The 12955-nt window shown below is 71.1% G+C and carries 11 protein-coding genes and 1 pseudogene; 5 read left to right on the top strand and 7 right to left on the bottom strand.

The window, feature by feature from the left end; all coding sequences use genetic code 11:
• Positions 1 to 53 precede the first annotated feature (53 nt).
• Complete coding sequence (locus M8C13_RS36480) at positions 54 to 854, bottom strand: MBL fold metallo-hydrolase (RefSeq protein WP_252485360.1); 801 nt, start codon at positions 852 to 854, stop codon at positions 54 to 56.
• Between the two features lie 73 nt (positions 855 to 927).
• Between M8C13_RS36480 and M8C13_RS36485 the strand changes: the two genes are divergently transcribed.
• On the top strand, positions 928 to 1509 hold the full coding sequence (locus M8C13_RS36485; protein WP_252485361.1) for a dihydrofolate reductase family protein: 582 nt from the start codon (positions 928 to 930) through the stop codon (positions 1507 to 1509).
• Here the strand turns inward: M8C13_RS36485 and M8C13_RS45635 are convergent.
• Positions 1506 to 2444 (bottom strand): AEC family transporter, encoded by a 939-nt coding sequence (locus M8C13_RS45635; protein WP_252485362.1) that lies wholly within the window; start codon positions 2442 to 2444, stop codon positions 1506 to 1508. The two genes, M8C13_RS36485 and M8C13_RS45635, sit on opposite strands and share 4 nt — an antisense overlap.
• 79 nt (positions 2445 to 2523) lie before the next feature.
• A complete protein-coding gene (locus M8C13_RS36495; protein ID WP_252485363.1) occupies positions 2524 to 4101 on the bottom strand; it encodes a S8 family peptidase in 1578 nt (525 codons plus the stop codon).
• A 407-nt stretch (positions 4102 to 4508) separates the two neighbouring features.
• Here M8C13_RS36495 and M8C13_RS36500 point away from each other — a divergent pair.
• Together M8C13_RS36500 and M8C13_RS36505 are read left to right on the top strand one after the other, a co-directional pair.
• Positions 4509 to 6365 (top strand): annotated as a pseudogene (locus tag M8C13_RS36500) (glycoside hydrolase family 3 protein); the annotation flags it as partial.
• A gap of 27 nt (positions 6366 to 6392) precedes the next feature.
• Entirely contained in the window at positions 6393 to 6782 is a 390-nt protein-coding gene (locus M8C13_RS36505; protein ID WP_308202895.1) for a carbohydrate-binding protein, read from the top strand.
• Positions 6783 to 6832: 50 nt separating this feature from the next.
• On the opposite strand, the gene M8C13_RS36510 is transcribed toward M8C13_RS36505, so the two are convergent.
• The 3 genes from M8C13_RS36510 to M8C13_RS36520 are packed head-to-tail and all read right to left on the bottom strand — an operon-like array spanning position 6833 to position 10037.
• Positions 6833 to 7282, bottom strand: a complete 450-nt coding sequence (locus M8C13_RS36510) for a response regulator (RefSeq protein WP_252485364.1) — start codon at positions 7280 to 7282, stop codon at positions 6833 to 6835.
• Positions 7279 to 8850, bottom strand: coding sequence for an ATP-binding protein (locus M8C13_RS36515; RefSeq protein ID WP_252485365.1), 1572 nt, complete (start codon positions 8848 to 8850; stop codon positions 7279 to 7281). Before M8C13_RS36515 ends, M8C13_RS36510 begins: the two co-directional genes overlap by 4 nt.
• An 8-nt stretch (positions 8851 to 8858) precedes the next feature.
• Complete coding sequence (locus M8C13_RS36520; protein WP_252485366.1) at positions 8859 to 10037, bottom strand: PP2C family protein-serine/threonine phosphatase; 1179 nt, start codon at positions 10035 to 10037, stop codon at positions 8859 to 8861.
• Between the two features lie 123 nt (positions 10038 to 10160).
• Here M8C13_RS36520 and M8C13_RS36525 point away from each other — a divergent pair, with 123 nt between their 5' ends.
• Complete coding sequence (locus M8C13_RS36525; RefSeq protein WP_252485367.1) at positions 10161 to 10418, top strand: hypothetical protein; 258 nt, start codon at positions 10161 to 10163, stop codon at positions 10416 to 10418.
• Positions 10419 to 10474: 56 nt separating this feature from the next.
• On the opposite strand, the gene M8C13_RS36530 is transcribed toward M8C13_RS36525, so the two are convergent.
• Positions 10475 to 12403 (bottom strand): SpoIIE family protein phosphatase, encoded by a 1929-nt coding sequence (locus M8C13_RS36530; protein ID WP_252485368.1) that lies wholly within the window; start codon positions 12401 to 12403, stop codon positions 10475 to 10477.
• A 137-nt stretch (positions 12404 to 12540) separates the two neighbouring features.
• Between M8C13_RS36530 and M8C13_RS36535 the strand changes: the two genes are divergently transcribed.
• Positions 12541 to 12930 carry an STAS domain-containing protein gene (locus M8C13_RS36535; RefSeq protein WP_252485369.1) on the top strand — a complete coding sequence of 130 codons (390 nt, stop codon included), beginning with the start codon at positions 12541 to 12543 and terminating at the stop codon, positions 12928 to 12930.
• The last annotated feature ends 25 nt before the right edge of the window (positions 12931 to 12955 follow it).

Consider the following 12955-nt stretch of genomic DNA (forward strand, 5'->3'; position numbering starts at 1 on the left):
TCGGACAGGTTTTGAAAAGCCAACCCCCTGCGCCGCAACGTTTCCCGGTCCGTTCAGCTGTCGTCGCGCACATACTCCAAGTACCGCTTGGCCGAGCGCTGCACGATCTCGTGGCCGTTCTCCGGAATCGTCGAGTCCCACCAAGCCCCGTAGATCGCGTCAAAGTCCAAGTCCCGCAACAGTTCCTGCGCCCTGCGGACAACCGCCGGCCGCTCGGGAATCAGGTTCGGGTAGCTGTACATGAACGCCACGTGACTCCGGTCCGGGATGACCTGGACGATGTCGCCGGTGAGCAGGGCGCGGTTCCAGTGCAGCACCGTGCCGCCCGCGAAGTGCACGCCCAGGTTGACCAGGGTGAGGTTGTCGGCCAAGGGTTTGTGGGTGCCGGACCACAGCTGGATGGACGGGTCTGGGCGGCCGATCCACTCGGCGTCGTGCTCGTGCAGGTGGATGGGGACGTTGAAGGCGTGGGCCCATTCGACCATGGTGGTGTAGTAGTGCGGGTGGCTGATCGCGATGGCGGACAGGCCGCCCCGGTCCTGGACGGCGGTGATGATCTCGTCGGTCAGGTAGGCGGTGCAGTCCCAGAGGATGTTGCCGGTGGGGGCCTGGACCAGCAGGGCGCGCTGGCCGATGGCGAACCTCGGTTCGGTGCCGATGCCGGTGAGGCCGGGGCCCTCCTCCTGGATGCGGGGCTTGAGCTCCGGGTTGGCGCGCAGCGCGTCGAAGTCGGTCCAGCGCTGGCCGGCCGCGGGCACGTACTGGCGCTCATCGGTGCAGATGGGACAGTCCGCGCGGGGGGCCGCGTACTGGGTGCCACAGGTCAGGCAGATGGGTCTGGTGCTCGGGGCCATAAGGTTTCCTCCCAGTGCGCCGGGGACTTCTCCGGCGTGCGGACACGCTAACCGGCGCTGGTGGGGAGATGGTGTGGGACGGGTCATCGCGGAGATCACCGTGTCGGTGGACGGGTTCGTCGCCGGGCCGGAGGTGAGCGCCGCGCAACCCATGGGGCTGCACGGGTTGCGGCTGCACCACTGGCTCGGGTTCGGGGACACGCCACCGGGTGAGGCGGATCTGGCGGTGGCGGGCCGCATGTTCGCCAACACCGGGGCGTTTGTGCTGGGGCGGCGGCTCTTCGACGTCGGGATCGGCAAGTGGGGCGGGGACGGGGCCTGGCAGCGGCCCTGTTTTGTGCTCACCAACCGGGACCGGCCCGACCACATCCAGGGCGTCACTCGGTTCACCTTCGTCACCGACGGGGTGCGGCGGGCGGTGGACCGGGCGCGGGCGGCGGCTGGGGAGCGGGATGTGGTGGTGGCCGGTGGAGCCCAGGTGATCCGGGCGGCCATGCACGCGGGGCTGGTGCAGGAGCTGCGGTTGCACGTGGCTCCGGTGCTGCTGGGGGCGGGCACGCCGCTGTTCGACCAGGGGCCGCGGATGGAGCTGGAGCCGGTGCTGGTGGAGCACTCGCCCATGGTCACCCACGTCACCTACCGGGTGGCGGGCTAGCTCAGCAGGTAGGTGATCAGGGTCAGGCTGGCCATGGACAGCAGGGTGGTCAGCAGGATCGAGTCGCGGGCCAGCGCGCCCGCGCGGAGCTGGTACTGGCTGGCGAAGACGAAGGCGTTCTGCGCGGTGGGCAGGGCCGCGAACAGCACCGCGGCCAGCAGCGCCGGACCGTCGAGGCCGAGGGCGAAGCGGCCGATGAGGAAGCACACCAGGGGTTGCAGCACGATCTTGAGCGTGACCACCACCAGCACCTCGCTGCGGCGGGGCAGGTCGGCGGACTCGGCGCGGCCGAACAGGGACATGCCCAGCACCAGCAGGGCCAGCGGCACGCCCGCGCCGCCGAGCAGGTCCAGTGGCTGGGCGAGCAGCGGCGGGAGCTTCCAGCCCAGGGCGGCGATGGCCAGACCGCCCGCGGCGCCCAGGATCACCGGGTTGCGGACCGGGAGCAGCAGGACCCGGCGGATCGCGGCGTAGCGGCCGCCGCCACCGGCGTTGAGGTCGGTGTCGATCAGGGTCAGCACCGTGGGCATGACCACCAGCAGCTGGAACATCAGCGCGGCCACCACAAAACTCGGGTCGCCGAGCACGGTGATGGCCACCGGGATGCCCAGGTTGGCCGCGTTCACATACGCCGAGGACATGCCGCCGATGGCCTGGTCGGCCAGCCTGCGGCGGAACAGCCAGCGGCTGGCGGCCAGGCCGAGCGCGCCGACCAGCACCGTGCTCGCGGCGAAGGCCAGGATCGAGCCGCTGGCCAGGCCGTCCAGGGAGACCCGGCTCAGCGTGGTGAACAGCACCGCGGGCATCGCCAGGTAGAAGACCACCCTGGTCAGCGCGCGCTCGGCGGCCAGGCCGAACAGGTTGGTGCGCCGCACCAGGTAGCCCACCCCGGTCAGCGCCCAGATCGGCACAAAACCAGCGACAACGGTGGGCACCCGGTGAAGCTAACCCGGTGCGCGCCGGTGTGGCGGCGGTTGAGACCGAGTCAACAACCGCCGCCACACCGGGATCAGCTCAGAGCTTGATGGTCCAGCTCAGGATGGTGCCGGTGTCGGAACGGGCCACGTCCTGCACCCGCAGCTTCCACACGCCGTTCTTCACCTTGCCTGCCGCGTTGACGGTGAACGAGCCCACCACGTCGTCCGCGCTGTCGGAGCCACTGGAGCCCTTCAGGCGGAACGGGGTGCCGTCGGGCGCGAGCAGGTCGACCACCAGGTCACCGCGCCAGGTGTGCTTGATGTTGACGTCCACGGTCACGGTGGCCGCGTTGCCCGCGCAGTCGGCCACGGTCACCGGGCTCTCCACGGTGGCCAGGTCGGGCACCGGGATGTCGTTGTCGTTGGTCAGGGTGCAGCTCGGCGGCGGCGTGGTGCCGCCCTCGCCGACGAAGAGCAGCTTGTTCGGCGAGCCGGTGCCGGGGTTGACCACCTTGTCCGGGGTGGCCGCGTTCACCATGGCGTCCCGCACCTGCTGCGGGGTGAAGGCCGGGTTGGCCTGCAGCACCAGGGCCGCCGCGCCCGCGACGTGCGGGGCCGCCATCGAGGTGCCGGAGATGGTGCGGGTGATGGTGTCGTTGTCCTTCCACGCCGAGGTGATGTTCACCCCTGGCGCGAAGATGTCGACGCAGGTGCCGAAGTTAGAGAAGGTCGCCTTGTTGTCGTTGGTGTCGGTGGCGCCGACGGTGATGGCCTCCTGGGTCCGGGCCGGGGACACCGTGCAGGCGTCCTGCGGACGGCCGAAGATGTCACCGTTGCCGGCGGCCAGCGCGAAGGTGACGCCCTTGGTGATGGCGCCGCGCACGGCCGCGTCCACCGCGTCGCTGGCCCCGCCGCCGAGGCTCATGTTGGCGGCGGCGGGCTTGACCGCGTTGTTGGCCACCCAGTTGATACCGGCGATGACCTGCTCGTACGTGCCGGAGCCCTGGCAGTTCAGCACCCGGACGCCGTGCACCTTGGCGCCCTTGGCCACGCCGTGCGCGGTACCGGCCACGGTGCCCGCGACGTGCGTGCCGTGACCCTGGCAGTCATCGGCGTTGGTGTCGTTGTCGATGAAGTCGTAGCCGGAGACCGCGCGGCCGCCGAAGTCCTGGTGCGTCACCCGGATACCGGTGTCCACGACGTAGACGTTCACTCCGGTGCCGTCATTCGGATACGTGTAGGACTGGTTCAGCGGGAGCGCCCGCTGGTCGATTCGGTCAAGTCCCCAGGATGGCGGATTAGGTTGGGTCCCGGAAATACGCACCGTGCGGTTCTGTTCCACAAATGCGACCTGAGGGTCGGCGGCCAGACGCCGCGCCTGCGATTCCCCGACGGTCACCGAGAAACCACGAATGGCGGTGTCATAGGTTCGTCCGACCTTCGCGCCATAGGTGGCCGCGAGATTGCTCGCGACCGTGGCGACCGAGGCTGCCCTGACCTCGGCGCTGTCCTTCAGCACGACGATGAAGCTGTTGGGCACGGCGCCCTCACCACCCGTGTTGCGGATGGCGGCCTCCGGCGCGGCGGTGGCCGGCAGGGCGGCGAGGGCGGTGGTGGCGGCGGCCAGCAGCGTCACCGCTGCGGCTTTGCCCCGCCAGTCCCGGGTTCGACTCATCAACATTGTCCTCTCCCGCAGAGCTGCCGGATGGCACCTGTTGGCACCACCGGGCAGGGTTGGCTCTTGTGCAGAACGGAAGTGAGGCACGCTCGCGCGAACGTAAGGGCGGACTCTAATTCACTGTTTGCCCTCACGTACAGACGTGGACAGGGAACACGAAAGTACGCTAGGAAAGAGAGTTCACCGTTCGCGCTTCTCACGGAAACGCAATCGTAGGAAATGGAAGAAAAGCGTAGCTTCATTTCCCTCAGGGGTCGATAAGCCGAACAGGGATATTTTCTAGACTGCTCGGTTCAGCCCGAAAGTAGGCACCCGATTGGTCTAGACCTAAAGCGGGGCTGGCCGGTTACGGTCAGGGGGCCGCCTTGTTGTGAGTCGCAACGAATTCCCCGAAAGGCCCTGCCATGCCTCTTCCACGACGACGTGAGAGCGCTCGCAAACGGTCCCTCGCGAGACTGACCACCGGCGCGCTCACCCTCGCCCTGCTGGGATCCGCCCTGGTCACGGGCCCGGCCGCGGCGGCCGACCCGATCTACAAGGACCCGGCCCAGCCGGTGCCCGCCAGGGTCGCCGACCTGCTGTCCCGGATGTCCCTTGACGAGAAGATCGGCCAGATGACCCAGGCCGAGCGCGCCTCGGTCACTGCCGCCGACCTGACCACCTACCGGATCGGCTCGCTGCTCTCCGGCGGCGGCTCGGCGCCCAGCCCGAACACCGCCACCGCCTGGGCCGACATGTACGACAACTTCCAGCGGGCCTCGCTGGCCACCCCGCTGAACATCCCGCTGATCTACGGCGTGGACGCGGTGCACGGGCACAACAACGTGCGCGGCGCGACCCTGTTCCCGCACAACATCGGCCTGGGCGCGACCCGCGACCCGGAGCTGGTGCGGCGGATCGGCGAGGCCACCGCCAAGGAGGTCTCCGGCACCGGCATCGACTGGGACTTCGCGCCCTGCCTGTGCGTGGCCCGCAACGACCGCTGGGGCCGAACCTACGAGTCCTTCGGCGAGCACCCCGAGATCGCCACCTCGATGACCACGCTGGTCACCGGCCTGCAGGGCAGCGCGCTGAACCGGCCCGGCGCGGTGCTGGCCACCGCCAAGCACTGGATCGGCGACGGCGGCACCACTGGCGGCAAGGACCAGGGCGACACCCAGATCTCCGAGGCCGAGCTGCGCTCGATCCACCTGCCGCCCTTCCGCGAGGCCATCGCGCGCCAGGTCGGCTCGGTGATGATCAGCTACAGCAGCTGGCAGGGCGCCAAGCTGCACGGCCACCGGTACCTGATCACCGACCTGCTCAAGACCGAGCTGGGCTTCACCGGCCTGGTGGTCTCCGACTACAACGCCATCGACCAGATCGACGGCCAGCCCGGCTTCACCGCCGCCGAGGTGCGGCAGTCGATCAACGCGGGCATCGACATGGTGATGGTGCCCTCGGAGTGGCGGAAGTTCATCGACCTGCTGCGCGCCGAGGTGCAGGCCGGCCGGGTGCCGATGTCCCGGGTGGACGACGCGAACCGGCGCATCCTGACCAAGAAGTTCGAGCTGGGCCTGTTCGAGAAGCCGTTCACCGACCGGTCCTTCACCGCCACCGTGGGCAGCCCGGCGCACCGAGCGCTGGCCCGGGAGGCGGTGCGCAAGTCCCAGGTGCTGCTGAAGAACCAGCACGGGGTGCTGCCGCTGCCCAAGACCGCGAGCAAGATCTTCGTGGCCGGCAAGAACGCCGACGACATCGGCAACCAGAGCGGCGGCTGGTCGATCAGCTGGCAGGGCAGCAGCGGCGGCATCACGCCGGGAACCACCGTGCTGCAAGGGATCCGGGCCGCGGTGTCCCCGCAGACCACGGTCACCTACGACCGCGGCGGCAACGGGATCAACGACAGCTACCAGGCCGCGATCGCGGTCCTCGGCGAGACCCCGTACGCGGAGTACAGCGGCGACCGCCCCGGCGGCATGGGCCTGGACGCGGAGGACCTGGCCACGCTGAACCGCCTGAAGGCCGCCGGGGTGCCGGTGGTCACGGTGCTGGTCTCCGGCCGCCCGCTGGACATCGCCGCGCAGCTGCCGGACTGGAGCGCGCTGGTGGCCGCCTGGCTGCCCGGCACCGAGGGCAACGGCGTGGCCGACGTGCTCTTCGGCGACCACAAGCCCACCGCCACCCTGCCGGTGAGCTGGATGACCAGTGCCGCCCAGCAGCCGGTCAACGTCGGCGACGGCAAGACCCCGCTGTTCGGCTACGGCGCGGGCGAGCGGTTCCCGGCCACGCAGAGCCCGTACAACGTCATCGGCGCGGCCTACTACGACGAGCAGCGCGGCACCGACGTGCAGCGGTGCACCGACGCCGGCTGCGGCCGCAACGTGGGCTGGCTCGCCGCGGGCGACTACCTCGGTTACGCCGACGTGGACTTCGGCGCGACCGCACCGCGCACGGTCACCGCCCGCCTGGCCTCCGGCGCGAGCACCAACGGGACCCTGGAGTTCCGGCTGGGCTCACCGGCCGGGCCGGTGGTCGCGACCGTGCCCGCGGCGAGCACCGGCGGCTGGCAGAGCTGGGCCAGCCGCAGCGCGAACGTGAGCGGATCGGCGACCGGGGTGCAGCGGTTGTACGTGGTGGCCGCCGGCGGCGGGGGCGCGAACTTCGCCAACCTGAACTGGTTCCAGTTCGCCAGGTGAGGCGGGGTGTGGCGGCGGGACCCTGACCTGCCGCCACCGCATTCCGCGTCCTACTGAACCCTGGGCAGCCGCACCACGGTCAGGAAGAAGTCGTCCACCTGGCGGACCACCTTGACGAACTGCTCGAAGTCCACCGGCTTGGTGACGTAGGCGTTGGCGTGCAGCTGGTAGCTGCGCAGCACGTCCTCCTCCGCCTCCGAGGTCGTCAGGATCACCACCGGGATGCGGCGCAGCTGCGGATCGCCCTTGATCGCGGTCAGCACCTCCCGCCCGTCCATCTTGGGCAGGTTGAGGTCCAGCAGCACCAGGTCCGGGCGGGGCGCGTCGGCGTACTTGCCCTCCCGGCGCAGGAACGCCATCGCCTCCACGCCGTCGCTGACCACGTGCAGCCGGTTGCCGACCTTGTTCTCCTCGAAGGCCTCGGTGGTCATCAGCACGTCACCGGGGTCGTCCTCGACCAGGAGGACCTCGATGGGGCGGATGTCTGAGGGTTCGATCACTCGTGCTCCTCGGCGAGAACCGGCAGGGTCCAGCACACGGTAGTGCCTCGGCTGATCTCGGTGTCGAGCCAGATCCGGCCGCCGTGGTGTTCGATGATCTTGCGGCACAGCGCCAGGCCGATGCCGGTGCCGGTGTAGTCCTCTTTGGCGTGCAGGCGCTGGAACATCACGAAGATCTTCTCCGCGTACTGCGGCTCGATGCCGATCCCGTTGTCCGCGCAGCGGAACAGCCACTCCTCGGCGTGCCGTTCGGCGGTGATCCGGATGTGCGGCACGGCCTCGCCGCGGAACTTGATCGCGTTGCCCACCAGGTTCTGCAGCACCTGGGCCAGCAGGGTGGCGTTGCCGCGCACCGTGGGCAGCGGGTCCGCCTCGACCACCGCGCCGGTCTCCTCGCGGGCGGCGCTCAGGCTGGTCAGCGCCCGCCTCAGCACCTCGTCCAGCTCGACCTCGGTGAACCCGCCGGTGGTCCGGCCCACCCTGGAGAAGGCCAGCATGTCGTTGATCAGCTGCTGCATCCGCTTGGCGCCGTCCACCGCGAACTCGATGTACTGGTCGGCGCGCGCGTCCAGCTGGCCGCTGTACCGGCGTTGCAGCATCTGGCAGAAGCTGGCCACCTTGCGCAGCGGCTCCTGCAGGTCGTGCGAGGCCACGTAGGCGAACTGCTCCAGCTCGGCGTTGGAGCGGCGCAGGTCCTCGGCCGACTCGTTGAGCTGTTCGGCCTGCTCCCGCAGCGTCTCCTGCACCCGGACCGCGGTCATCAGCGCGGTGAACATCTGCACCCGCATGGCCTCGATGTCCGCGGCCAGCGCGGCGATCTCCAGCGGCCCGTCGCTGCCGACCTGCCGGGACAGGTCGCCCTGGGCCACCCTGGTGGTCTCCTCGCTGAGCCTGCCCAGCGGCGCGGTCACCCAGCGGCGCAGCGCCAGCCACAGCGCCGCCGCGCACACCAGCGCGAAGGCCACGAACCCGATGCCCAGCCCGGTCAGCGTCCACAGCGCCCGCTCCATCGCGGCCCTGCTGACCAGCCGTTGCTGGCCGATCGCGGTGTCCAGATCCTTCAGCGCGTCCTGCAGCGCGACGAACCTGGGCTCGGTGTAGTCCAGGCCGCCCAGCAGCGCGCCGCTGGCCCCGCTGGCCTTCACCCGCGCGATGGCCGGTTCGGCCAGCTCGCGCTGCCAGGTGCCGGCCGCCGCCTGCACGACGTCCACCTTGGCCCTCAGCTCGGGCCTGCCCGCGAGCAGCTCGCGCAGCCTGGCCAGGGTGGCGAACTCCTCGGTGCGCTCGGACTGGTAGCGCTCCAGCCGGTTCTCGGTGCCGCTGAGCACGTAGTCGCGCACGGCCAGCTGCTGGTCACCGTAGGTCTGGCCGAGCATGGCCGAGCGGATCCGGGCCGGGGACACGTCGTCCACCACGTCCGTGCTGGCGGCGAAGAGCCTGGTCGCGGACAGCACCCCGGCCAGCACGCCGATCGCCAGCAGCCCGCCGAGCACGCCGAAGGCGACCGCGAGCCGCCGCCGCAGCGACCAGCGCACCCGTCCCTCCACAGTGGACAGACTATCGGCCACTCCGGCGCTCACTCCGCGCCGGCGCGGAAGGACAGCTGCAGCAACGCCACGTCGTCGGTGAGCGGGCCGCCGTTGAGCTGCTGCACCTCGTTGATCAGCTCGTCCAGCCAGTCCGGCTCGGTGACGGCGTCGCCGGGGTGGGCGCGCAGCAGCCGCACCAGGCCGTCCTCGCCGAGCCGTTCCCGGCCGCGGCCGGTCTTGCCCTCGAACAGCCCGTCGGTGTACAGCATCAGCGTCCACTCCGGCGGCAGCTCCAGCCGCTGGGCCGGCCACTCCGCGCTCTCGAAGATGCCCAGCGCGGGACCGCTGGGCTGCTCCGGCAGCTGCCGGGTGTCCGGGCCGGCCAGCGTGATCGGCGGCGGGTGCCCGGCCAGGTACTGGTGCACCACCTTGCGGTCGGGGGAGAAGACCAGCATGCAGACGGTGGCGAAGACCATCCGCGGGTACGGGTGCCGGATGATCTTGCGGTTGAGCGCGGGCAGCATCCGCTCCGGCGAGGTCTCGGCCAGCACCAGGGTCCGCCAGCCCGCGCGCAGGCACACGCCCAGCGCGGCCTCGTCCGGCCCGTGCCCGGACACGTCGCCGATCAGCGTGTACAGCGTGCCGTCCTCGGCCTCGACCAGGTCGTAGAAGTCGCCGCCGACCAGGCTCTGGCTGCGGCCGGGCCGGTAGCGGGAGCGGTAGCCGATGCGCGGGTCGGCCAGCAGCGGGGTGGGCAGCAGGCCGCGTTCCAGCCGGGAGTTCTCCTGGGCGACCAGCGCGGCCTCGCGCAGCTTGCGCAGTCCTTCGTCGACCCGCTTGCGCTCCACCGAGAAGCGGATCGCCTTGGCCAGCAGGCCGCCGTCGACCTGCCCCTTGACCAGGTAGTCCTGCGCGCCCGCGGCCACCGCCTGCACGCCGCGGTGCTCGTCGGCGTGCCCGGTGAGCACCAGGATGGCCGCGCCGGGCACCCGCTCCAGCACGGTGTGCAGGGCCTGGAAGCCCTCGGCGTCGGGCAGGTTGAGGTCCAGCAGCACGCAGTGCACCCCTGGCCGCAGGTGCGCCCGCGCGTCCGCCACCGTGCGCGCCCAGTGCAGCTCGACGTTCAGCCCTGCCTCGGCCAGCAGCTCCTCGACCAGGAACGCGTCCCCCCGGTCGTCCTCGACCAGCACGATCGAGTAGCGCTCGCCACCCGCTGGGTCACCCACCTCCGGCCCGCCTTCCTGCTCCACCGGAGAATACGCAGCGGGTGACGCGAACGCCGGGGCGGAGTGCGTGGTTCCGGCCATAGGGGGTACCCGATCCATGTCAGTCGTCGAAGGAGGAGCCGGATGGACAGCGTCAAGGCCAGGTCCACTGTGGACAAGCTCGAGATGGCCCAGGGGGGTCTGAAGCTGGCCTTCGCCGCGGTGTCGGCGATCAACACGGTCCGCTTGCTCATGCGGCTGGTGCGGGAGAAGAACATCGTCAGCCTGAAGGGCGCGATCGCGGTCGGTCAGGCGGTCGCCGCGGTGTTCGCGGCCAAGCAGGCCATCAGCGACTTCCGGGCCAGCACCATCCCCGGCGACCAGACCTTCGACAAGGACTGAGTCCCCGGGCCGGGGCACGGGCACACTGGACGCGGCGCCTCGTGGGGGTGTCGCGTTCAGTTGGTCCTCACCTCCACGTAGGCGTCCAGCCCGGTCAGCCTGGCCACGTAGCTGGCCGAGGTGCCCTCCGGCGCGCACAGCACCAGCCGTCCGCCCGCGGCCTCGGCCTCGGCGGCCAGCTCGAAGAACATCCGCACCCCGGCGCTGGCCAGGTAGCTGACCTCGGAAAGGTCCACGGTCAGCGCCAGCGCGCCGCCCCTGCTGGTCCGGCGCAGCACCGGTTGCACCAGGTCCACCGTGGTGGAGTCGATCGCGCCGTGCAGCCGGACCACCGGCCCGTGCTCGCCGTGCCCGATGTCCATGCCCAGCTCGTCGGGACTGGGCTCGACCTCCCGGCCGGGCCCCGCGCCCAGCCGTCGGCGCAGGTCGATGGTGGTGCCGTCCTCGGTGTGCCGGACCCGCACCGAGTCCATCGCGGCCTGCATCAGCAGCAGTCCCCTCCCCCGCCCCTGCGGGTCCTCCGATGGCGGTCGCCAGTTGCCGGAGTCGGTGACCGTCAGCCGCAGCGTGCCGGTCTGGTCCAGGTCGGCGGTCAGCGTGACCGGGCCGGGTGCCAGGTCGGCGTAGGCGTGCTCGACCGCGTTCGCGGTGGCCTCGCCGACCGCGATCTGCGCGGCCAGCGCGTCCTCGCCGTCGATCTCCCGCTCGGCCAGCCAGTCGCGCAGGTCCCTGCGCAGCCCGCCAAGCTGGTCGGAGCGGCCTGGCACGGTGCGGTGCAGCCCGGCCAAGGGCTCCTGGATCCGGAGCAGCAGCAACGCGATGTCGTCCTCCGGGGGGCCTGAGCTGAGCAGCCCGGCCAGCAGCCGGTCGCAGCGGGAGTCCACGCTGGTGTCCTGCTCCGCGGCCACCTCGGCCGCGCAGGCCAGCAGGCCGGCCGCGCTGCGGTGCGGGGACTGGCCGTTGCGGTCCACCGCGCCGTCGGAGTAGAAGACCAGCAGGTCGTCGGCGGCCACCTCGGCCTTGCGCACCTCGAACTCGCCCGCGCCGAGCGCGAGCGGGGTGCCCGCCGCCCTGGGCAGGTACTCCGCCTTCCTGCCGGGCCTGGCCCGGACGATCGGCGGGTGCGCGGCGCTGGTGTAGGTCAGTTCGCCGCGCGCCGGGTCCAGCACCGCCACGCAGGCGGTGGCCCCGGCGGCCTGCGGGGTCTGCCGGGCGAACTCGCCCAGCCGGGTGATCACCTCGGCCAGGTCCATGCCGGCCAGCAGGTAGGCGGTGAGCGCGCTGCGCAGCTGGCCCATCACCGCGGCCGCGCCCGGCCCGCTGCCGACCACGTCGCCGACGCTGATCGCGAGCCTGCCGTCGCCGAGGCTGATCGCGTCGTACCAGTCGCCACCCGCGCTCAGCGCCGAGCCCGCGGTGGCGTAGCGGGCGGCCAGCCGGGCGCCGGGCAGCACCGGCAGCGCGGTGGGCAGCAGGCTGTCCTGCAACGCCCGCACGATGTGGTGCTCCTCGTCACGTAGCTCGCTCATCCGCTGCTCACCGGCTTGGGCGGCCAGTCGGCCACGCACACTGCCGGTGGCGTCGGTGACCAGGGCGAGCAGGCCGATGACCGCTCCGCCCGCGGCCAGCCTGGGCACCAGGGAGAAGGAGACGTAGCCCTCCTCGGCCTTGCCGTCGCCGTTGACATCGATCAACACCCGCCGTTCCTCGCCACGCATGGGCTTACCGGTCCGGTAAACCTCGTCGAGCAGCGGGAAGATGTGCTGGCCGGCCGCCTCCGGCATCACCTCGCGGATCGGCCTGCCCAGCACCTCGCGCCGGTTGCCGATGCTGGCCCGCGCCGCCCGGTTGGCCGCGACCACCACGTGCCGGGGTCCGGCGAAGGCCCAGACGATCGCGGGCAGGTCCTCGAACGCCGCGATCCGCTCCTGGTTCCCCTCGGACTCCCCGGGTTCGCCGCTGCCCGTGCGCTCGCTTGCCAACATCCGGCCCTCCTGTGCGTCGGTCCGCCCTCCGACCGCGCCGGTGTCGTGCGCCCCGGCTATGTTGTGCCTTACCCAGTACCTGCCTACGGTAAAAGTGAAACGCCTGTTCAGTTGCGCAAGCTTCAGTGGAGGACCCTGTGTCGACGGCCGATGAGTTCGCGGAGGACCAGACGCGCGCGGCTGCGCTGATCGACCTCGACGCGGCGGCCTCGACCGAGCTAGCCGGGGTGCTCAAGGTCGGCGGCGAGGTCGACCTGCTCACCACGCCGCTGCTCAAGACCGGCATCGAGGAGCAGCTCGCGCGCAGCCGCCCGCTGCTGGTCATCGACCTGACCGGGGTCTCGTTCCTGGGTTCCAGCGGCCTGGCCGCGCTGGTCGAGGCCAGGGAGGCCGCGCAGGACAAGGGCACCGCGCTGCGCCTGGTGGCCGGCAACCGTTCGGTGTTCCGGCCGCTGGCCACCACCGGCCTGAGCACGCTGTTCGACCTGCGGGAGACCTTGGAGGAGGCGCTGGCCGCGCCGATCTGAGTCCGCCGGGGCTCGTCGCTGAGTC

Source organism: Crossiella sp. SN42 (assembly GCF_023897065.1).
Classification (GTDB): Bacteria; Actinomycetota; Actinomycetes; order Mycobacteriales; family Pseudonocardiaceae; genus Crossiella.

Bases quoted from the DNA above. Each gene is read 5' to 3' on its own strand.
- M8C13_RS36480 (WP_252485360.1), bottom strand. From the start codon at position 854: ATGGCCCCGAGCACCAGACCCATCTGCCTGACCTGTGGCACCCAGTAC.
- M8C13_RS36525 (WP_252485367.1), top strand. From the start codon at position 10,161: ATGGACAGCGTCAAGGCCAGGTCCACTGTGGACAAGCTCGAGATGGCC.
- M8C13_RS36530 (WP_252485368.1), bottom strand. From the start codon at position 12,403: ATGTTGGCAAGCGAGCGCACGGGCAGCGGCGAACCCGGGGAGTCCGAG.
- M8C13_RS36495 (WP_252485363.1), bottom strand. From the start codon at position 4,101: ATGAGTCGAACCCGGGACTGGCGGGGCAAAGCCGCAGCGGTGACGCTG.